The organism is Nonomuraea sp. MG754425, from assembly GCF_021699195.1.
In the GTDB taxonomy this organism is placed as follows: Bacteria; Actinomycetota; Actinomycetes; order Streptosporangiales; family Streptosporangiaceae; genus Nonomuraea.
Genome location: NZ_SSXE01000052.1, coordinates 14,885 through 36,490 on the forward strand (window position 1 = coordinate 14,885; position 21,606 = coordinate 36,490).

Annotated in this window: 18 protein-coding genes; 16 read left to right on the top strand and 2 right to left on the bottom strand. The window is 70.5% G+C overall.

Translation table 11 applies throughout. The features are described 5' to 3' along the window. Positions 1-16: 16 nt before the first annotated feature. A complete protein-coding gene (locus FAF44_RS19760) occupies positions 17-391 on the bottom strand; it encodes a YciI family protein (RefSeq protein ID WP_237104678.1) in 375 nt (124 codons plus the stop codon). Between the two features lie 4 nt (positions 392-395). Beyond that, positions 396-1,070 carry a DUF998 domain-containing protein gene (locus FAF44_RS19765; RefSeq protein ID WP_237104679.1) on the bottom strand — a complete coding sequence of 225 codons (675 nt, stop codon included), beginning with the start codon at positions 1,068-1,070 and terminating at the stop codon, positions 396-398. 258 nt (positions 1,071-1,328) lie between these two features. Between FAF44_RS19765 and FAF44_RS19770 the strand changes: the two genes are divergently transcribed. The 16 genes from FAF44_RS19770 to FAF44_RS19845 all read left to right on the top strand — a co-directional run bounded on the left by FAF44_RS19770 (position 1,329) and on the right by FAF44_RS19845 (position 21,587). After that, positions 1,329-2,729, top strand: a complete 1,401-nt coding sequence (locus FAF44_RS19770) for a pectinesterase family protein (protein ID WP_237104680.1) — start codon at positions 1,329-1,331, stop codon at positions 2,727-2,729. Further along, entirely contained in the window at positions 2,722-4,029 is a 1,308-nt protein-coding gene (locus FAF44_RS19775; protein WP_237104681.1) for a hypothetical protein, read from the top strand. The genes FAF44_RS19770 and FAF44_RS19775 overlap by 8 nt, the downstream gene beginning before the upstream one ends. An 84-nt stretch (positions 4,030-4,113) precedes the next feature. Next, positions 4,114-4,980, top strand: coding sequence for a nucleoside hydrolase (locus FAF44_RS19780; RefSeq protein WP_237104682.1), 867 nt, complete (start codon positions 4,114-4,116; stop codon positions 4,978-4,980). Positions 4,981-5,001: 21 nt separating this feature from the next. Next, a complete protein-coding gene (locus FAF44_RS19785; RefSeq protein WP_237104683.1) occupies positions 5,002-5,985 on the top strand; it encodes a sugar phosphate isomerase/epimerase in 984 nt (327 codons plus the stop codon). Positions 5,986-6,036: 51 nt separating this feature from the next. Further along, complete coding sequence (locus FAF44_RS19790) at positions 6,037-6,945, top strand: transketolase (protein WP_237104684.1); 909 nt, start codon at positions 6,037-6,039, stop codon at positions 6,943-6,945. Further along, the gene (locus FAF44_RS19795; protein WP_237104685.1) at positions 6,942-7,892 is read left to right on the top strand and encodes a transketolase family protein; all 951 of its coding nucleotides are present in this window, start codon (positions 6,942-6,944) and stop codon (positions 7,890-7,892) included. The genes FAF44_RS19790 and FAF44_RS19795 overlap by 4 nt, the downstream gene beginning before the upstream one ends. A gap of 4 nt (positions 7,893-7,896) precedes the next feature. After that, entirely contained in the window at positions 7,897-9,459 is a 1,563-nt protein-coding gene (locus FAF44_RS19800; RefSeq protein ID WP_237104686.1) for an FGGY family carbohydrate kinase, read from the top strand. Beyond that, a complete protein-coding gene (locus tag FAF44_RS19805) occupies positions 9,449-10,465 on the top strand; it encodes a sugar-binding transcriptional regulator (protein ID WP_237104687.1) in 1,017 nt (338 codons plus the stop codon). Before FAF44_RS19800 ends, FAF44_RS19805 begins: the two co-directional genes overlap by 11 nt. A 277-nt stretch (positions 10,466-10,742) precedes the next feature. Continuing rightward, positions 10,743-13,088: an Ig-like domain-containing protein gene (locus FAF44_RS19810; protein WP_237104688.1), complete on the top strand. Its 2,346-nt coding sequence runs from the start codon at positions 10,743-10,745 to the stop codon at positions 13,086-13,088. Positions 13,089-13,109: 21 nt separating this feature from the next. Beyond that, the gene (locus FAF44_RS19815) at positions 13,110-15,098 is read left to right on the top strand and encodes an ABC transporter substrate-binding protein (RefSeq protein WP_237104689.1); all 1,989 of its coding nucleotides are present in this window, start codon (positions 13,110-13,112) and stop codon (positions 15,096-15,098) included. Between the two features lie 9 nt (positions 15,099-15,107). Next, complete coding sequence (locus tag FAF44_RS19820) at positions 15,108-16,106, top strand: ABC transporter permease (protein WP_237104690.1); 999 nt, start codon at positions 15,108-15,110, stop codon at positions 16,104-16,106. A 63-nt stretch (positions 16,107-16,169) separates the two neighbouring features. Continuing rightward, complete coding sequence (locus FAF44_RS19825) at positions 16,170-17,297, top strand: ABC transporter permease (RefSeq protein ID WP_237104691.1); 1,128 nt, start codon at positions 16,170-16,172, stop codon at positions 17,295-17,297. 6 nt (positions 17,298-17,303) lie between these two features. Beyond that, positions 17,304-18,299 carry an ABC transporter ATP-binding protein gene (locus tag FAF44_RS19830; RefSeq protein ID WP_237104692.1) on the top strand — a complete coding sequence of 332 codons (996 nt, stop codon included), beginning with the start codon at positions 17,304-17,306 and terminating at the stop codon, positions 18,297-18,299. Continuing rightward, positions 18,296-19,342 carry an ABC transporter ATP-binding protein gene (locus FAF44_RS19835; protein WP_237104693.1) on the top strand — a complete coding sequence of 349 codons (1,047 nt, stop codon included), beginning with the start codon at positions 18,296-18,298 and terminating at the stop codon, positions 19,340-19,342. The genes FAF44_RS19830 and FAF44_RS19835 overlap by 4 nt, the downstream gene beginning before the upstream one ends. Continuing rightward, positions 19,339-20,418, top strand: a complete 1,080-nt coding sequence (locus tag FAF44_RS19840) for an exo-alpha-sialidase (RefSeq protein ID WP_237104694.1) — start codon at positions 19,339-19,341, stop codon at positions 20,416-20,418. The genes FAF44_RS19835 and FAF44_RS19840 overlap by 4 nt, the downstream gene beginning before the upstream one ends. Then, complete coding sequence (locus FAF44_RS19845; protein WP_237104695.1) at positions 20,415-21,587, top strand: exo-alpha-sialidase; 1,173 nt, start codon at positions 20,415-20,417, stop codon at positions 21,585-21,587. Before FAF44_RS19840 ends, FAF44_RS19845 begins: the two co-directional genes overlap by 4 nt. Positions 21,588-21,606: the final 19 nt, after the last annotated feature.

Here is a 21,606-nt window from a genome sequence, read left to right on the forward strand (position 1 = left end):
GTCCTGGATACCGCGTTCAGGCGGGCGGGGCGAAGTCCGCGGGGCCGAACAGTCTGAGCACGTCCGCCTCGCCCGCCCATCCCGGCCACAGGTCGTGGTGCAGCCGGACGAAGCGGGAGGCCCACTCCACGGCCTCCTCCTTGGTCCTGACCTCGTACAGGGCGTAGCTGATCAGCTCTTTGGCCTCGGCGAACGGGCCGTCGCTGACGACCAGCCGGCCGCCCGCGACCTCGACCCGCGCGCCCTCGGAGCTGGGCGCCAGGCCGCTGGTGTCCAGCAGGGCGCCGGACTCGGTGGCCTCCTGGCCGAGCTTGACGATGGCCTCCATGAGGTCGGCAGGGGGCGGGCCGTCGGGCTGGGCGGCGACTCGGAGGGTGACCAGGTAGCGCATGAGTTCAGTGCCTTTCGATGGAGGAGGAGCGGGACAGGTCCAGCGACACTAGCGACAGCCAGCTCCACAGGGCCAGGATGCCCACGATGAACGTCACGTTCGCCCCGGGGACGGCCCCGCCACTGGCGATGCCGGCGAACGCGCCGAGGAAGAGCGTGCCGGTCAGGCGGGAGTACCACGCCCAGCCCGGACGGCCGTCGCGGGCGTGGCGCGAGGCCAGGACGTAGCAGGCCGCGACGGCGCACAGGAAGCCCACGCCGCCGACGGCCATGTGCAGCGTCCCGGACAGGGTCACGACGCCGGGGCCCTGCGGGGTGCCGGCCGGGAAGCCCATGGCGGGGTCGGCCGGGAAGGCGGCGGCGCCGAGCATGGAGGCGCCGAACGTCCCGAGGAGGAGCGGGACCCACCGGGCGCCGCGTCCGGGGGCCAGGGCGTCGCGCAGGCCGGCGGCGGCGGCGATGGTGGCCAGGCCGGTCAGCACGAAGTTGAGCGTCTGGATCCAGCCGAGGTCGCCGTTGGCCAGGAAGCTCCAGGGGTGGCGGGCGAGGTCGAAGCCCTCCCGGGTGAACGCCTGGGCCAGGGCGACGGCCACGTACACGGGGCCGGCCAGGACGCCGGAGCCGAGCAGCAGCCGCCGGCGGGAGATCGGACGGGCGGGGGAGAACGCGAGTTGTGTCATGGTCGGCCGCCTTGCTTGCCGGGGCCGGCCGGTCCGGCCCTCTGACCAGGCGGCGAACGAGCCGGGCGGATTTCGACACGACCCCCGGAACTTTTTCCGGCCTTTTTTCGCGGCTCCGGAACAACCGCGTTCCTGGGGAACGGGCTCACAACCCCTTGACCGGAGTTGTTGAGAGGTCTACATATATATTCACCTCCAACTATCCATTCGCGCACAGAGAGGCCGAATGTGAAGGCATCGATCCCCGTTCTCGCGACAGTGACGGCACTCCTCTTAGGCACCGCGCCCGCGGCCACCGCGCAGGCGGGCCCCCGGCTCTCGGTGCCGGGACAGGCCGGCGGGACCTGCGTGGACACCCCCCTGAAGATCACTTTCCCGGAGCCCGTCTCCCTCGGCTCCACCGGCGCGATCGAGATCCGCCGCGCGGACGGCACGCTCGCCGACCGCATCGAGGCGGCCGAGGCCAGGACCGACCGCAAGAACATCGGCAGCGCCGTCTCCGACACCGGCCTGCCCCACGAGTTCTCCTACGAATCGATCATGGTGGACGGCGACACCGCCACCGTCCACCCCCACCGGCGGCTCGACTACGGCCAGAAGTACTCCGTCACCGTCGAACCCGGCGTCTTCCCCGGCTGGGACGCCGCGAGCTGGCAGTTCACGACCAGGAAGCAGCCGCCGCGCGACCCGCGCCGCCTGACCGTCTCCGCCTCGGGGACCGGGGACTTCTGCACCGTCCAGGGCGCCATCGACGCGGTGCCGATCGGCAACCGGCGGCCGGTCACGATCGACGTCAAGAGCGGCGTCTACACCGAGATCGTGTACGTCCGTGAGGACCGGCCGCACCTGACGATCAAGGGCGCGGGCGCGGGCCGCACCGTGATCCGCTACCCCAACAACGACCTGCGCAACGGCGACAAGGCGCTCGCGAACGGCGGCCCCGCGGACGTGTGCCCGCGCCGCGTGCTGGAGACCTCGGACCTGCACAACTGCTGGCGGCAGACGTTCGGCGTGGACGCCTCCGACTTCCGGCTCAGCGACCTCACCGTGCACAACACGACCCCCGACGGCGGTTCGCAGGCGGAGGCGTTCCGCGGCAACAACGACCGCATCACGCTGGAACGGGTGAACCTCGTCAGCTTCCAGGACACCCTCCGGCTGCAGGGCAAGGGCTTCATCACCGACAGCCGGATCAGCGGGGACACCGACTTCGTGTGGGGCACCGGAACCGTGTTCGTCCAGGACTCGGTGCTGGAGTCGACCGACTCCGGCTACATCTCGCAGAGCCGCAGCGACGCCACGCGGCCGGGCTACGTGTTCGTGCGCACCAGGCTGACCCGCGCGGCCGGGGTGCCGGACGCCTCCGTCGTGCTGGGACGCAGCGCGGTGTGGCGGTTCACGCACAGCCAGGCCGTGTTCATCGACACCAGGATGGACGCCCACATCGCGCCGGTGGGCTGGCAGATCGATCCGAACGACTGCGCGCAGGCGCAGTCGGCCTCGATGTGGGAGTACCGCAGCACCGATCTGGACGGCCGTCCGATCGACACCTCCCAGCGGCTGGCCTGCTCCCGCCAGCTCACGGCCGACGAGGCCGCGCAGTGGAGCGACCCCTCGTTCGTGCTCGGCGGCTGGGACCCGGAGGCTCGCCATGGTTGAGAACCCGCGTGATGCGGACGGAGCCGGTCGCGGCGCGACGGGAGCCAGCCGGCGCCGGATGCTGGGCGGCGTGCTCGGCGGGCTCGGCGCCGCGATGGTCGCGGGGGCGATGCCGGGCCCGGCGGTCGCGGCCGGACTTCCCGAGGCGGCCACCGGGGCGACCACCGGGGCGGCCGGGGCCAAGCGCCCGCCCCGCCCGGTGGCTCCGGTGAACCAGGAGGTGGCGGCCAGGTTCAGCGAGGCGTACAAGACGCTGCCCGCCGCGGTCGCCGGGGTGGACATCGAGCCGCTCATCGGCATCTCCGGGGCCGCGGACATCGCGGCGCGGCGGCAGCGGATGGCCGACTTCATCTGGAAGGGCGCCGGCCTGCCCAAGGGGCTGCCGACGGTCGAGACCGGGGTGAACGTCCCCGACCTCGCCTCGCTCACCGGAGTGGCCGGCATCGACCTGCTGACGGTCCCCCTGAGCTACCGGATCACCGCCAAGGTGTACGACATCAGGCCCCGCAAGGGCTGGAACCGCCGCCTGGCCCTCTACCACAACGGCCACGGCGAGCCGCTCGACACCATGCTCCGCGCCGTCCAGGCACTGCTCGACCGGGGTTACCGCGTGATGGCGTACGCGATGCCCTTCCACCACTGGAACGGCGGGCAGCAGATCGAGGACCCGGCGAACCCGGGCACGATGTTGCCGAGCCCGTCGCACAAGGAGCTGGCGCCGTGGGAGAGCGAGACGTTCTCCACGCTGTCGTTCTTCCTGGAGCCGCTCGTCGTCACGCTCAACCACGCCCAGGCGAGCTACCGCCCGGCGTCGGTCGAGATGCTGGGCCTGTCCGGCGGCGGCTGGACGACCACGGTCTACTCGGCGCTGGACCCGCGGATCAACCACAGCTATCCGGCGGCCGGCTCGCTGCCGTTCTTCCTGCGCGCCGCCTCCCCCAAGCCGAGCCCCACCACCGGCGACTGGGAGCAGACCAGGGCGTCGTTCCCCGGCTTCTACTCCAGCATCACCGCCGGCACCGCCGACGACTACCTGCAGATGTACGTCATGGCCTCGGTGGGCGAGAACCGGGGGCAGGTGCAGATACTCAACCGGTTCGACGACTGCTGTTTCAACGGGGTGAGCCACCGGGTCTACCAGGCCCCGGTGCGCGACCGGGTGGCGCTGCTGGCCGGCGGCCGGCCGGAACGGGGCCGGTGGGACCTGCTGGAGGACGCCACGCACGACGACCACACCATCTCGCCGCACGCCCTTTCCGTGATCCTCTGGGATCTTGACACGGCAAATGTCACAACATAATATCGGAATATAGATACATTACTGAATAAATATTCAAAGCCGGGAGGGCCCGTGGCCGGCAGGACGTTTTCCCATCGGCGCAGAGTGATCGTCAACACCGACGCGAAAAATGAGGCGGACGACCAATTCGCCATCGTGCACGCCCTGCTCTCACCGAGCCTGGATATCCGGGGTCTGGTCGCCGCGCATTTCGGCAACCGGCGCACCCGGTCGAGCCTTGAGGAAAGCCGGGCCGAAATCGACCTGCTGCTGCGGCTGATGAAGCTCGACGGCCAGGTGCCGGTGGCGGACGGCGCGCCGTACGCGCTGCCCGACGCCGGCACCCCGGTCCCCGCGCCCGGCGTCGAACTGATCGTCGAGGAGGCCATGCGCGACGTGGCCGAGCCGCTCTACGTGGCCTTCCTCGGCCCGCTGACCGACATGGCCTCCGCCCTGATGCTCGAACCGCGCATCGCCGAACGCGACGTGACCGTGATCTGGATCGGCGGCGGCGGTTACGACGGGGTCGGCCCCCAGACCGGCCGGCCCGAATTCAACCTGTCCAACGACATCGTGGCGGCCAACATCGTCTTCTCCTCGGCGGTGCAGGTCTGGCAGATCCCCGCGCCGACGTACCGGATGACGGCCGTCGGCTACGCCGAGCTCGACGCCAAGGTGGCGCCGTACGGCGAGATCGGCGAATACCTCGTCCGCCAGCTCGTCGAATGGAACGAAAAGCAGCACCGCGCGTCGATCGAGTTCCGCGTGCTCGGCGACTCCCCCGCCATCGGGCTGGCGCTGCACCCCGAGTGCGGCATCTGGAAGCAGCGGCCCGCGCCGAACTTCCGCTACGACGGCTCGTACGACTTCTCCGCCGCCAACCGGCCGATCCGCGTCTACGACTCGATCGACGCGCGCTTCATCCACGAGGACTTCTTCGCGAAGCTACGTGCCTTCGCGGAACACCACTGACACAAGGAGGGACCAGGAACCATGCTGACGTTCGGCGCCGGGATATGGGCGTTCGGGCAGATCGTCGACAGGTACGCCACCGACGGTTACGGCCCGTCCAGGACGATGACGGAGATGCTGGACCTGGCGGCGGCGGTGGACGGGCTGGAGTGCCTCGACATCAACGTGCCGTTCGCCGAGGGGATCTCCAAGGCGTCGGAGCTGGCGCCGGCGCTGGCCGAGCGCGGCCTGCGGGCCAGGGCGATCACGCCACACCTGTACACCAGGGAGTTCGCCAAGGGGGCGTTCACCAACCCCGACCCCGAGGTGCGCCGCCAAGCGGCCGAGCGGGTGCACGAGGCCGTCGCCGTGGCCAGGGAACTCGGCGCCGGCTACGTGAAGTTCTGGCCCGGCCAGGACGGCTTCGACCTGCCGGGACAGGCCGACTACGCGCGGCTGTGGGAGCTGACGGTCGGCGCGATCCGCGACCTGGCCTCGGCGCACCCCGACGTGCAGTTCGCGATCGAGTACAAGGCCAAGGAACCGCGGGTGCGCATCACGCTCTCCGACGCGGCGCGCACGCTGCTGGCCATCGAGGAGTCCGGGCAGCCGAACGTCGGCATCGTCATGGACTTCGGCCACTCGCTGCTGGCCGGCGAGACGCCCGCCGAGGCGGTGCAGCTCGTGCACCGGCGCGGCCGGCTCGTCTCGGTCGAGCTGAACGACAACTGGCGCGGCTGGGACGACGACCTGCCGGTGGCCTCGGTGCACCTGTTCGAGACCATCGAGTACCTGCTGGCCGTGCGGCGGATCGGGTGGGACGCGCCGGTCCTGCTCGACCAGTTCCCCTTCAGGGAGGACCCCGTGCGGGCGCTGTCGCAGAGCATCGCCACCATCCGCATGCTGGAGCAGGTGTGCGATCGGGTCGACCTCGACGCGCTGCGGGAGGCGCAGGAGCGGCAGGACGCCCTCGCGGCCCAGCAGGTCCTCTGGTCGGCGATCGGGACAGCACGTGCCACGACGTAGCGCGGCGCCGCCCGTGCCGACGAACGGGCCTGCGACCTCGGGCGGTGTCCAGTGACGCTCACCCCGACCGCCCACGAACTGCTCCTGCCCGACCACGACGCCATCGCCGGGTGGCGGCGGCTGCGCGAGCGGCTGGCGCGCGCCGACCGGGACGCCGCCGCCACGGCCCTGGCCACGCTGTCCGGGGAGATCCGGCGTACCGTGATCAGCACGATCACGGCGGCGGGCCTCGGCCACGCGGGCGGCGACCTGTCGGTGACCGACATCCTCACCACCCTGTACGGGGCCGTGCTGCGCGTCGATCCGGCCGACCCCGGCTGGCCCGACCGCGACCGGTTCGTCCTGAGCAAGGGGCACTGCTCGGTCGCCCTCTACACCACGCTCGCCACCTGCGGCTTCTTCTCCGCGGACCGGCTCAGCACCTTCGCGGCCCCGCTGTCGCCGCTCAACGGCCACCCGAGCCGCCGGGCGGTGCCCGGCGTCGAGACCAGCACCGGCCCGCTCGGGCACGGGCTGCCGGTGGGCGTCGGCATCGCGGTCGGCCTGCGGCTGCGCGGCTCGGCGGCCAGGACCGTGGTCGTCCTGGGCGACGGCGAGCTGCAGGAGGGCAGCAACTGGGAGGCCGCCATGACGGCCGGTCACCGGGGGCTCGCGTCGCTGACGGCCGTGATCGACCGCAACGGCCTGCAACAGGGCGCGCGCACCAGCGACACCAACGACCTGGAGCCGCTGGCCGACAAGTGGCGGGCCTTCGGGTGGGAGGCCGTCGAGGTGGACGGCCACGACCACCTGGCGCTGCTGGACGCCGTCACCGCGCCGCACGGCTCGGGCCGGCCGCGCTGCGTGATCGCCAGGACCGTGAAGGGGCGAGGGGTTTCGTTCATGGAGGATCGGGTGGAGTGGCATCACAAGGTGCCGGACGCCGAGCAGGCTCGCACGGCACTCGAGGAACTGCGTTGATCCTCGACGAGACGCACGACTGCAGGGACGCCTTCGCCGAGGAGCTGGTCCGGCTGGCCCGCGCCGACGACCGCATCGTGGCCGTCTGCAACGACTCCGTGGGCTCCAGCAAGCTCGGCTCCTTCGCCGCCGAGTTCCCCGACCGGCTGGTCAACGTGGGCATCGCCGAGCAGGACATGGTCGGCATCGGCGCCGGGCTGGCCAACGCCGGGCTGGTGCCGTTCGTGTGCGGGGCGGCGACGTTCCTGACCGCCCGCGCGCTGGAGCAGATCAAGGCGGACGTGGCCTACAGCCTGGCCAACGTCAAGCTGTGCGGGATGAGCCCCGGGCTCGCCTACGGCGCGCTGGGGCCGACCCACCACTCTACCGAGGACCTGTCGTGGCTGCGGGCCATCGCCGACCTGCCTGTGATCGTGCCCGCCGACCCCGCGCAGACCCGCGCGGCGATCAGGTGGGCGGCGGAGACGGACGGTCCGGTGTTCCTGCGGATCGGCAGGTTCCCCGTGCCGGACGTGTCGCCGCCCGGCGGCCCCGCCTTCACGTACGGGCGGGCGGTGCGGCTGCGCGAGGGCGTGGACGCCACGATCGTCGCGACGGGCACGATGGTGAGCCGCGCGATGCAGGCCGCCGCGCTGCTGGAGGAGCGCGGCGTGCAGGCCAGGGTGGTGAACGTCTCGACCGTCGCCCCGCTCGACCGCGAGGAGATCATGGCGGCGGCCCGGCAGACGGGCGCGGTCGTGACCGCCGAGGAGGCGGTGCCCACCGGCGGGCTCGGGGCGGCGGTGGCGGAGGTCGTGCTGGAGACGCGGCCGGTGCCGATGCGGCTGCTCGGCACCCGCGCGTTCGCGCCGACCGGGGAGACGGGCTTCCTGCTGGAGTACTTCGGGCTCACCGCCGACGGCATCGCCCGGACGGCGTTGGAGGTGCTGGGGCTTGACCACTCATGAACGCGTGAGAGCGCGCGAGGACCCCCTCGTGCTGGGGGTGGACCAGGGCACGAGCGCGACCAAGGCGATCCTGGTGGACGCGGCGGGCGAGATCGTGGCGCGGGCCTCGGTCCCGCTTACCCGGCGGCATCCCGCGCCCGGCCTGGTCGAGCAGGACGGGGAGGAGCTGTGGCGCGGCGTCGTGGAGGCCGTGGCCGGCTGCCTGGCGGCGGTCTCTCCCGGCGGCCCTCACAGCGACCCGGCGGGGCGGATCGCGGCCGTCGGGCTGAGCGTGCAGCGCGAGTCGGTGATCTGCTGGGACCGCGCCACCGGCGCGCCCCTCGGCCCCCTGGTGAGCTGGCAGGACCGGCGCGGCGCCGAGTTGTGCGCCCGGCTGGCCGGGGACGGCGCCGCCGCCCTCGTCCGCCGGACCAGCGGCCTGCCCCTGGACCCGATGTTCTCCGCGGCCAAGGCGGCCTGGCTGCTCGACCACCACGACCCGGCGCGCACCCGCGCCGTCAGGGGCGAGCTGTGCCTGGGGACGGTGGACTCGTGGCTGCTGCACCGGCTCGGCGGCGGGCACGTCGCCGAACTCGGCTGCGCCTCCCGTACCCAGCTCCTCGACGTGCGGCGGCGGGTGTGGAGCCCCGAGCTGCTCGACCTGTTCGGCGTGCCAGAGGAGGCGCTCCCCCGGATCGTGTCCTCGACCGGGCCGCCCGGCGGCCCGGCGGCGGGCCCGCACGCCGACGCGGGCGCGCTGCACCCCTCCCTGTCCGGGGTGCCGGTGACGGCGGTGCTCGGCGACTCGCACGCCGCGCTGTTCGCGCACACGGCGGGGCAGCCGGGCCGGGTCAAGGTCACCTACGGCACGGGCTCGTCGGTGATGGGCCTGGCCGGTCCGGACGCGACGGCCGACGAGGGCGTGTGCCTGACGATCGCCTGGGACGACGGCACGCCCGCGTACGCGCTGGAGGGCAACATCCTGTCCACCGGGGCCACGATCGCCTGGCTGGCCGGGATCCTGGGGACGGAGGCCGGGGAACTGGCGCGGCTCGCGACCTCCGGCCGCCGGGGTAGGCTGCACATCGTGCCCGCGTTCGGCGGCCTCGGCGCGCCGTGGTGGGACGACCGGGCAGAGGCGATCATGACGGGTTTCGGCCTGGACAGCCGGCGGGAGGACATGGCGAGGGCGGCGGTCGACTCGATCGGCCTGCAGGTCGGCGATGTCGTGGCGGCCATGGAGCGCTCGGCCGGTCCGGTCGAGGAGCTGCTGGCCGACGGCGGGCCCACCGCCAACTCCGACCTCATGCAGTGGCAGGCCGACGTGACCGGGCACGTGGTTCGGGTGGCGCGGCGGCCGGAGTCGTCGGCGCTCGGGGCCGTGCACCTGGCCGGGGCGGCATCAGGTGTATGGTCCCGGCGGGAGCTGTCCGGGCTGCCCCGCCACGGCCGGCGTTACACACCCGTCCTGTCGGTGTGCGAACGGCGCCGGGCGCTAGCAGAATGGCACTCGGCAGTGGCCCGGGCTCGCCACCGGACCAGCAGGAGCGGCGGAGCCGAAGCGGAGGCCAGCGATCGTGGGAGCTGACAGTCAGTTCGAGAAGGGCCGCGCGGAGTCCATGAGGTACAGCGGTCGCCGGCTCAGCCAGGAGTCCGAGCGCATGCGGCTGCTCGTCCGGGTCGCCCGCCTCTACCACGAGCACGGCGTGCGCCAGCCGCAGATCGCCGCGCAGTTGCGCATCTCGCAGCCGCGGGTGTCGCGGCTGCTGAAGGAGGCCGCGGAGATCGGCATCGTGCGCACGGTGGTCGTGGTGCCCAGCGGCGTGCACGCGCTGCTGGAGGAGGACCTCGAGCGCAAGTACGGCGTGGAGCAGATCATCGTCGTGGACGCCGCGGGCGAGAACCACGACGTGGTGGCCGCGCTGGGCTCGGCGGGCGCCACCTACCTCGACGCCACGCTGATCGGCGGCGAGCACCTCGGCATCTCGTCGTGGAGCGCGAGCCTGCTGGCCACCGTGGAGGCCATGCAGCGCCGTCCCGTGCGGGTGGCCGAGGAGGTCGTGCAGCTCATCGGCGGCGTCGGCAAGGGCTCCGCGCAGGTGCAGGCCACCCGCCTGGCCGCGCACCTGGCCGACCTGACCGGCGCCGAGCCGGTCTTCCTGCCCGCGCCCGGGCTGGTCGGCTCGGCGGTGGCGCGGCAGGCGCTGTCCGACGACCACGTGGTGCGGCAGGTCGTCGACGCCTGGTCGCGGCTGACCACCGTGCTGGTCGGCATCGGGAGTCTCAACCCGTCGCCGTTGCTGCAGGAGAGCGGCAACGCGATCGGCGAGGAGGAGATGGAGACGCTGCGCGGGCTGGGCGCGGTGGGTGACGTGTGCCTGCGCTTCTTCGACGCCGAAGGACGGCTGGTCGACTCGCCGCTGGAGGATCGCATCCTCGGCATCTCCGCGGACGACCTGCTGCGCGTGCCGCGGCGCATCGCCATCGCCGGCGGCCGGCGCAAGACCGCCGCCATCCGCGCCGCGCTCAGGGGCGGGTGGGTCAACACGCTCATCACCGACGTGGGCGTGGCCGAGGAACTGCTGAAGGACTGACCCCGCCCCCTAGCTGGGGCGATACCGGGGCGATCGGGCCGTCGTGCGCATGCCGCACGGCGGCCTTCGCCGTTCCTGGACGAGACCTGAGAATTTACCGGCCCGTCATCTGGCCGAGAAACCGCTCTTGACAGTCACATCCGTGTCGTTCACGATGTGATGCAATCCACTCCATTCATGGCTGAATAAAAATTCTCACCGATCGACAGCGTGGTCCGGAGTGTGCCGATCCACGGCACAGCCCTGCCTATTCCCGGGGCGGAAAGAGAGCGTTTCGATGACCGAGGCCACTGGCTTCGATCCCCAGCAATCAGAATTCAGCCGCCGCACTTTCGTGCGTACGGCCGCGTTGGCCACGCCCGCCGTGGCCTGGACCGGGCAGGCGGGCGAGGCCGCCGCCGCTTCGGCGCCCACCCCGTCGCCGTCGCCGACTCCGAGCGCACTGGCGAGCGCGGCGGCGAAGAAGATCCCCGCCTTCCCCGGCGCCGAGGGCGCGGCCATGTACACCACCGGAGGCCGGGGCGGCGCCGTCTACGAGGTGACCACCCTGGACGACGACGGCCCCGGCTCGCTGCGGGACGCGGTCGCCAAGTCCGACGGCACGATCGTCTTCCGGGTCGCCGGCAACATCCGGATCAAGGGCGGGCTCGACATCACCGGGTCCAACCTCACGATCGCCGGCCAGACCGCTCCCGGCCACGGCATCACCGTCATCGGCAACGAGACGCAGATCAAGGGCGACAACATCATCCTGCGCCACCTGCGCTTCCGCGGCGGCGACGAGATGGGCACCCCGATCGACACGTTCGGCGCCAGGAACGTGCGGGACGTCATCATCGACCACTGCTCGTTCAGTTGGGGCGTGGACGAGTGCTTCTCCGTCTACGGCAACACCAACGTGACCGTCCAGTGGTGCATCATCTCCGAGGGCCTGACGAACTCGGTGCACGACAAGGGCCGGCACGGCATGGGCGGCCTGTGGGGCGGTGACACCATCACCTACCACCACAACCTGCTGATCCACGAGAACGCCCGCAACCCGCGCTTCAGCTTCACCGAGGGCATGGCCCTCGTGGTGGACCACCGCAACAACGTGATCTACAACCACGGCATCACCTCCTGCTACGGCGGCGAGTGGTCCAACGGCATCAACATGGTCGGCAACTACTACAAGCCGGGCCCCAACACGCTGGCGAAGATCGCCAGGGAGATCGTGGCCCCCGGCCGGTTCGGCCAGTGGCACGTCAGCGGCAACGAGATCGAGGGCCACGCCGACGTCACCGCCGACAACACGCTCGGCATCACCTACCCGACCGGCGGCATCACGCTGCTGCCGAACGCGGTGGAGTTCCAGAACGGCATCACCGAGCAGACCCCGCAGCAGGCGTACGCGTCGGTCCTGGAGCAGGCCGGGGCGACCCTGCCGAGGCGGGACGCCATCGACGCCCGCCTGGTCACCGAGGCGCGCACCGGCACGGGCCGGCACATCAACTCGCAGAAGGACGTGGGCGGCTTCCTGCCCTTACCGACCGAGGTGCCCGCGCCGGCCGACAGCGACAACGACGGCATCCCGGACGAGTGGGAGAGCGCGCAGGGGCTGGACCCGAACAACGCCGACGACGCCAAGGCGGTGGGCGGCGACGGGTACACGAACCTGGAGCGCTACCTGAACTCGATCCAGCGGGCCGGGGCGCGCAACCCGGAGGTGACGATCACCTCCCCCAAGATCGACCAGGTGTTCGCGGCGGCCAAGGACAAGCAGCCCGTCACGGTCACGGCCGACGCCAAGGCCCTCGACGGGGCGAGCATCGCCAACGTCGAGTTCTTCCACGGCGCGGAGAAGATCGGCGAGGCGGCGGCCCCGCCGTACCAGGCGACCTGGACGGGCGTGACCGACGGCACCTACTTCCTGACCGCCAGGGCCACCGACAGCACGGGCTCGGCCACCACCTCCTCCCTCGTGCCGATCCACGTCAACCGCACCAGGACGCACACGGGCTGGCAGGTCCGGGACATCGGCGAGGTGCCGATCCCGGGCAACACGGCGCTCAAGGACGGCGTGTTCACGATCAAGGGCTCCGGCAAGATCGCGGGCTGGAACGACTCCTTCCACTTCGCCTACCAGGCGGTCGGGTTCAGCAAGCGCGGCGAGGTCCTCGAGATCACCGCCCGGCTGGACGACGTGAGCAAGAACCACATCGACGCCGTGGCCGGGATCATGGTGCGGCAGGACCTGGAGCCCAACTCGCCGTTCATGATGGCCGGCATCGGCTACTCGGCCAGCAACGAGGACGGCTCCCACAAGCGCTCCAAGGCGATCAGGGTCGCCTCCCACGGCAAGGCGGCGAGCGTCGGCGTCTTCCCGGCGGCCAGTGACGATCCGCTCGGGTCGAAGCCGTACTGGCTGCGCCTGGTCTGCCGGAGCCTGCCGACCGGCGGGGACACCGAGTTCGAGGCATTCCTGTCATCCAACTCGCTCAACTGGGACCGCATCGGTTACGAGCGCATCGTCATGCGGACCGGACGGTTCTACGTCGGCCTGGCCGTGGACGGCAACCAAGAGGCGAACGGCGTGCACATCTACACCACGGCGACCTTCAGCCAGGTCAAGGTCAATCGTTAGACCCGGAACGGAGCACCACCCATGACAGAGCAAGCGTTCACAAGGAGGAACCTGCTCCGCGGCGGGGGCCTGCTGATGCTGGCCACGGCCAGTGGCTGCAGCTTCTTCGACACCAGCCCGAACTCGGGCGCGGGCGGCACCGCCCAGGTCGCCGACGTGTCCGCCAAGGAGGCGCCGGCGCTGGCGGAGCTGGTCAAGGCCGGCAAGCTGCCGCCGCTGGAGCAGCGCCTGCCGAAGAACCCGCTGGTCATCACCCCGCTGAAGGAGGCGGGCAGGTTCGGCGGCACCTGGAACTCGGCCATGGTCGGCGAGGACGACATCGACTGGCTGTACTACACGCTCGGCTACGAGCCCCTCGTCCGGCTCAAGCCCGGCACCAACGGCCAGAAGGGCCCGGACGACATCATCCCGAACGTGGCCGAGTTCGAGGTCAAGGACGGCGGCCGGGAATACGTCTTCCGCCTGCGCGAGGGCCTGAAGTGGTCCGACGGCGAGCCCTGCACGGCCGACGACATGATCTTCGCCTTCGAGGACGTGACCACCTACCACGACCTGCACACGACCGGCGTCTACGACCTGTTCATGGAGAACGGCAGCACCGACGAGCTGGCCAAGGTCGAGAAGGTGGACGAGCGGACCGTGCGCTACGTCTATAAGGAGCCGAAGGCGGGCCTGCTGTTCCAGATCGCGGTCTCCACCTTCGAGCGGGGCGGGGCCAGCGGGCTGCTGCTGCCCAAGCACTACCTCAAGCAGTTCCACAAGAAGTACAACCCGGACGCCGACAAGCTCGCCAAGGAGCAGCAGCTGGAGGACTGGACCCAGCTCTTCATGAACAAGAACGACGTCCCGCACAACCCGGACATCCCCACGCTGCACCCGTGGAAGATCTCCAACGCGCTGGGCAGCGGCACCGCCGTGGTGGCCGAGCGGAACCCGTACTACTGGAAGGTCGACCAGCAGGGGCGTCAGCTCCCCTACATCGACCGGTTCAGGTCGGAGGTGCTCGGCGAGGTCGAGGTCGAGCTGCTGAAGATCATGAACGGCGAGATCCACATGCAGACCCGCAACTTCAACACGCCGGAGAACAAGCCGCTGGTCGCCCAGAACTCGCAGAAGGGCAAGTACCGGATCTTCGACATCCCGAGCCGGCTCAGCAACACGATGATCATCCAGTTCAACCAGACGATCGGCGACGACGACCTGGAAGAGCTGTTCAGGAAGAAGGACTTCCGGATCGGGCTGTCGTACGCGATCAACCGCAAGGAGATCATCGACGGCGTGTACGCGGGCCAGGGCGAGCCGTGGCAGGCCGCGCCCTCCAAGGCCAACGCCCTCTACGACGCGGACTTCGCCAAGCAGCACACCGAGTACGACGTCGCCAAGGCCAACGAGTACCTCGACAAGGCCGGGCTGACGAAGAAGGACGCCGACGGCAAGCGGCTCGGCCCCGACGGCAAGCCGCTGACCGTCACCATCATGGCCACCACCGACTTCCCGCACCACGTGCAGGCGCTGGAGTTCGTCAAGAAGCACTGGGACGCGGTCGGCGTCGGGCTCCGGGTGGACCCGGTCGCGGCCACGCTCTACACCGAGCGGTCGATGGGCAACAACCCGCAGGCGTCCACGTACACGTGCAGCGACTTCGACCTGATCACCGGCACCGGCGGCGACCACTACTACGTGCCGAGCAACTCCGGCAGCGCCCGATACGCCATCCGCTGGGCCCAGTGGTACGGCAGCAAGGGCAAGACCGGCGACGAGCCGCCGGCCGAGGTGCGCGAGCAACTCGACGCGTTCACCGCCATGCGCAACGAGCCGGACTTCACCAAGGCGCTGGAGCACGCCAAGGAGGTCGTGCGCATCGCGAAGGAGCAGTTCTACGCGATCGGGATCAGCTCGTACCCGAACGAGTACGGCATCGTCGCCAACACGGTCAAGAACGTGCCCGACTCCATGGCCAGCGCACAGGTGACTCCCGGGCCGACCATGCCCGAGCAGTACTCCTTCTGAGAGGCCGACGTGCTGGGTTATTTCGGCCGCCGCCTGGTCTACGTGGTGGTGACGTTGTGGGCGATCTCGATCGTCACCTTCGTCATCATCAACCTGCCACCGGGCGACTACGTCTCGACGGTGATCGCGAACGCGCAGGCGGGCGGCGTCAGCCTCACGCCCGCGGAGATCACCAACCTCAGGTTGCGGTACGGCCTGGACGATCCGATCTTCGTCCAGTACTGGCGGTGGATCTCCGCCATCGTCCTGCACGGCGACTTCGGTCAATCGTTTGCCTGGAACCAGCCGGTCTCCACGCTGATCGGTGAACGGGTCCTGCTCTCGGCGATCCTGTCACTCAGCTCACTGCTCATGGTCTGGGCGATCGCGTTCCCCATCGGGATCTACAGCGCGGTCAAGCAGTACTCCTGGGGCGACTACGGCTTCTCCTTCCTCGGCTTCATCGGGATGGCGATCCCCGAGTTCATGCTGGCGCTGATCCTCATGTACATCGGGTTCCGCTACTTCGGGGCGAGCGTGGGAGGGCTGTTCTCACCGGAGTTCCAGGACGCGGCCTGGAACCTGGGCAAGGTCCTGGACCTGGCCGGACACCTGTGGGTGCCCATCGTGGTCATCGGGGTCTCGGGCACCGCCGGCATGATCCGGGTGACCAGGGCGAACCTGCTCGACGAGCTCTACCGGCCCTACGTGCACACGGCCAGGGCCAAGGGGCTGCCGGAGTGGAAGCTGGTGCTGAAGTATCCGGTGCGGATGTCGCTCAGCCCGTTCTTCAGCACCGTGGGCTGGCTGCTGCCGGGACTGATCGGCGGGGAGACCATCGTCTCGGTCGTCATGAGCCTGCCGACGGGCGGCCCGCTGCTGCTCAGCGGCGTCATGAACCAGGACATGTACCTGGTCGGCAGCTTCATCATGATCCTCAGCGTGCTCACCGTGCTCGGCACCGTGGTGAGCGACCTCGCGCTGGCGTGGTGGGATCCGCGAATTCGCAAACGGTACAAGAGAGAGTAGCGCCACATGTTTCTCAGGCGACCCGCGACAAGGGAAGTAGGGACGCTGCCGCAATGGCGGCTGATGTGGCGGCAGTTCCGCCGGCACCGGCTGGCGATGGCCGGTGCGGCGATCCTGATCCCGGTGTACTTCGTGGCGATCTTCGCGGAGTTCTTCGCGCCGATGTCCAGCTCCACGGCGAACACCTCGATGACGTACGCGCCGCCGCAGGTGGTGCAGTTCTCCGGCGAGCACGGCCTGCACGTGAACGGGTACACGACCGAGCGCGACCCGAACACCTACGAACAGCGCTACACCGAGGACCCGACCCAGGTCATCAAGGTGGGGCTGTTCGTGCACGGCGACGAGTACAAGCTGCTCGGCGTGATCCCGTCGGACATCCACCTGATCGGCCCCGTGGTCAAGGGCGAGCCGTTCTTCCTGCTCGGCTCCGACCAGAACGGCCGTGACCTGCTGTCCAGGCTCATCCACGGCGCCCGGGTGTCGTTGTCGATCGGGCTGGTCGGCGTCCTGGCCAGCTTCCTGCTGGGCATGCTGATCGGCGGTGTCTCGGGGTACTTCGGGGGCGGCGTCGACAACGTCGTCCAGCGGATCATCGAGTTCCTGATGGCGATCCCCACGCTGCCCCTGTGGATGGCGCTGTCGGCCACGCTGCCCACCGACTGGGGGCCGCTGACCCGATATTTCGCCATCACCGTGCTCCTGTCGCTGATCGGGTGGACGGGCCTGGCCCGGGACGTGCGCGGACGCTTCCTGTCGCTGCGCGAGGAGGACTTCGTCACCGCCGCCCGCCTCGACGGCGTGGGCCGGTTGTCGATCATCTTCCGGCACATGATCCCGTCGTTCGCCAGCCACATCATCGCCTCGCTGTCGCTGGCCATCCCGGCCATGATCCTCGGCGAGACCAGCCTGAGCTTCCTCGGCCTGGGCCTGCAGGCCCCCGCCGTGAGCTGGGGCGTGCTGCTCGAAGGCGCGCAGAACGTGCGCGTCGTGGCGAACGCGCCGTGGCTGCTCGCGCCCGGCGTCGCCGTGGTGATCGTCGTGGTCGCCATGAACTTCTTCGGGGACGGGCTGCGCGACGCCGCCGACCCGTACGGATCGGCGAGCCGCTCCCGGCGCAGGAAGTCCTTCTGGCGTGGCCGCGCGGCGCGGCGCGCGAGCGCGACCATCAACACCGCGACGGGGAGGTGAGCAGGCGTGCCCGCGGACGACGTACTGCTTGAGATCGAGGACCTGCGCACGCACTTCCTCATGGACGACGGCGTCGTGTGCGCCGTGGACGGTGTGGACCTGCGGGTGCGCAAGGGCGAGACGCTGGCCATCGTCGGCGAGTCCGGCTGCGGCAAGAGCGTCATGGCCCGCTCGATCCTGCGCCTGGTGGACCCGCCGGGCCAGATCGAGGGCGGGACGATCACCCTGCACCGCGACAGCGGCCCCGTCGAACTGGTCGGCGCCGACACCAAGCTGCTGCGCCAGATCAGGTGGAACGACATCGCGATGGTCTTCCAGGAGCCGATGGCCTCGCTGAGCCTCGTGCACACCATCGGCAGCCAGATCGTCGAGGCGGTGCGGCTGCACGAGAACATCGGCAAGGCCGCCGCCCGCAAGCGCGCGATCGAGATGCTCGACCGGGTCGGCATCCCGATGCCGGCCCGAAGGGTGGACGCCTACCCGTTCGAGCTGAGCGGCGGCATGCGGCAGCGGGCCATGATCGCGATGGCGCTGGCCTGCAAGCCCAGCCTGCTGATCGCCGACGAGCCCACGACCGCGCTGGACGTCACCACGCAGGCGCAGATCCTGGAACTGCTGCGCGACCTCCAGGACGAGTTCGGCATGGCCATCATGCTGATCACGCACGACCTCGGGGTGGCCGCGCAGGTCGCCGACAGCATGGCGGTCATGTACCTGGGGCGGGTGGTCGAGTACGGCTCCGCCGAGCAGGTGCTCGCCACGCCCCGCCACCCCTACGCGCAGGCGCTGCTGCGCTCGATGCCCCGGCTGGGCCGGGCCAGGCAGCGGCGGCTGACCGCGATCAAGGGCATGGTGCCGCCCCCGTACGCGCGGCCCGACGGGTGCTTCTTCCACCCGCGCTGCGAGCACGTGGTGGAGGGGCGGTGCGACCGGGTCTCGCCGCGGCTGCTCCAGGTGGCCGACCGCCAGGTCTCCTGCCTGCTGTACGAGGAGGACAAGTGAGCGAGCCGTTGCTCAAGCTCGAAGGGCTGACCAAGCACTTCCCCGTCCGCAGCGGCCTGCTGGGCCGCCAGATCGGCGCGGTGAAGGCGGTGGACGAGGTCGATCTGGACATCGCGGCGGGCCGGACGCTCGGTCTGGTCGGCGAGTCCGGCTGCGGCAAGACGACGCTCGGCCGGTGCATCGTGCGGGCGCACGACCCGACCGGCGGGCGCCTGCTCTACTGGCGGCCCGACGGCTCGTCCATCGACGTGGCGAGGCTGAAGGAGAAGGAGCTCAAGTCGTACCGGGCCGAGGTGCGGATGATCTTCCAGGACCCGCACTCGTCGCTCAACCCGCGCAAGACGCTGCGCGAGATCATCGGCGAGCCGATGCGGGTGCACGCCTACGGCTCCGCCGACGAGATCGACCAGCGCGTCGGCGACCTGCTCGAACGGGTCGGCCTGCGCCCCGAGTACGCCAACCGCTACCCCCACGCCTTCAGCGGCGGCCAGCGGCAGCGGGTCGGCATCGCGCGGGCGCTGGCCCTGTCGCCCCGGCTCGTCGTCGCCGACGAGGCGGTCAGCGCGCTGGACGTGTCGGTGCGCGCCCAGATCCTCAACCTGCTGATGGACCTTCAGGAGGAGTCCGACCTCGGGTTCCTGTTCGTCAGCCACGACCTGGGCATCATCGAGCACGTCGCCGACGAGGTCGCGGTCATGTACCTCGGCCGGGTGGTCGAGCAGGGCCCGACCGAGGAGCTGTACACGCGGCCCACGCACCCCTACACCGAGGCGCTGCTGTCGGCCGTGCCCGACCCGGACCCGGCCGCCAAGCGGCACCGCGAGCGGATCAAGCTGCTCGGCGACATCGCCGACCCGGCGCACGTGCCGCCGGGCTGCCCGTTCCATCCGCGCTGCGTGTACGCCAAGGACACCTGCCGCACCGAACGCCCGCCGCTGCGCGAGGTCCAGGGACGGCGCGTGGCCTGCCACTTCGCCGAGGAACTGGACCTGCGCGGCGTACCCGACCCCGACGTACGAGAGGACCCGGTGGTCAAGGCATGACCGACTCCCAGACCGACAGCACGGTGCGACCGAGCGACCCCCGCTTCGACGGGATCGTCCGGCCCTCGGCCGTGCTGCCAGGCGCCCGCGAGGCGCTGCTGCCCGCCCCGCACGGCCCCGACAACCACGCGGCCAACCTGCTGCGCACGCGCGGCGGCGAGTTGCTGTGCACCTGGTTCAGCGGCCCGGAGGAGGGCAACCCCGGCACGAACGTGGTGGTCTCCCGCCTGTCCGGCGACCGCTGGGAGGAGCCCCTGCTCGTCGCCGCCGACCCGCAGCGCAGCGAGCAGAACCCGGTGCTCTTCGAGGGCGGCGACGGGCTGGTCTGGCTGCTGAACACCTCCAGCGAGCCGTACGACCAGACGACCGCCCACGTGGTGGCCCGCACCTCGCCGGACGCGGGCCGCACGTGGAGCGCGCCGCGCGTGCTGCTCTCCGAGCCGGGCGTCTTCGTCCGGCATCCCCCGGTCGTCCTGGACGACGGCACGTGGGTGCTGCCCGCCTACCACTGCGCCGCCTCCGGCGACCGCAGCGTGGTCGAGGTCAGCGCCGACGAGGGGCGCACCTGGACCGAGCACCAGGTCCCCGGCAGCGCCGACCTGGTGCAGATGACGATCGCGCGGCGGCCGGACGGCCGGCTGCTGGCGCTGTTCCGCGACCGGCGGGCGGGGCGGGTCTACGCCTCCACCTCCTCCGGCGGCCGTGACTGGTCCGTCCCCGAGCGGACCGACCTGCCCAACAACGACTCCTCCGTCCAGCTCACGAGGCTCGGCGACGGACGGCTCGCGCTCGTCTACAACGACGCCAGCCTGGAGCGCGACCAGTTCAGGTGGGTGACCAAGAACGGGCAGCGGCGCAAGAAGGCGCTGCGCACCCCCTTGGTCGTCGCCGTCTCCGAGGACGGCGGCGCGAACTGGCCGCACCGGCGCGTATTGCAGGACTCCGACTCCGAATATTGGCAGAACGAACTCGGATATTCCTATCCGAGCGTCGTCGACGGCGGGGAAGGACGGCTGGACGTCGCCTTCTCCTATCTGAGGAAGAGCATCAAGCATCTGCAGATTGGCGCACAATGAAAATTCGGCAGAGCCTTTTATACGGCGCTCTGGCGGTCGCCGTCGCCGTGCCCTCCTACGTGACGGGCGCGGGCGACGACGGCGACGTGAAGGTGGCGCCCACCGGCGCGTACGCCTGCCGCCAGGACGTGGCGGCCCCTGACCCGGACGTGCCCAAGGTGCACGCCGCCGCGATCACCCAGGCGCCGCAGGGCGATCTCCTGACCGTCTACTACGGCGGCACCTCGGAGGGCGCCGCGAACCAGGCGCTCTACCTGTCGCGCCTGGAGGCCGGCAAGAAGACCTGGTCGAAGCCGGAGGTGGTGTTCGACGAGGCGGGCAAGGCCGACGGCAACCCGGTGCTGTGGTCCGACGGCAAGCGGGTCTACCTGTTCTTCGTGACGATCGAGGGGCACGGCTGGGAGCAGGCGTCGATCCGCCTGATCACCTCCGACGACGGCGGGCGCACCTGGGGCGACCCGTCCGTCATCCGCGAGGAGTGGGGGTGGATGACCGGCACCAACCCGATCCGCATGTCGAACGGCGAGGTGCTGCTGCCCATCTACGACGAGAGCAACTCCAGTTCCGGCTTCTACGTCTTCAGCCAGGACATGAGCACGTGGAAGGCGTACCCGGAGGACACCGGGGCGTGGATCCGCACGCCGAAGGGCTCGATCCAGCCGACGGTCGCCGAGGTGGAGCCGGGGCGGCTGGTCGCCTACCTGAGGACCGGCGACGGCGCGATCTACCGCAGCGAGTCCACGGACTTCGCCCGCACCTGGAGCACGCCGGCGGCCGAGCCCATCGGCAACCCGAACTCGCGCGTCGCGGCGCAGCAACTCGCCAACGGCAAGCTGGTGCTGGCCTACAACCCCTGGGTGGAGCACCGCTCCCCCATGCGGCTCTCCCTCTCGCCCGACAAGGGGCGCACGTGGGAGAACACGGTGGACGTCGAGGCGCAGTCGGGCCCGCAGTTCACCTATCCGGTGCTCACGCAGAGCTCCGACGGATTCATCCACATGGTCTATTCCTACAACCGCAACAACATTCGGCACGTCGTCTTCAACGAGGAATTCCTGCGTAATGCGGTGGGCCTGCTCTCCAATTGGCCCGAGCACACGATCACCGAGTTCAAGAACGACGTCCGGCGGAATGTCGTGCGTCAGTGCAGCTACACCCCCGTGAAATAGCCTGGCTAAGGAGAAGACC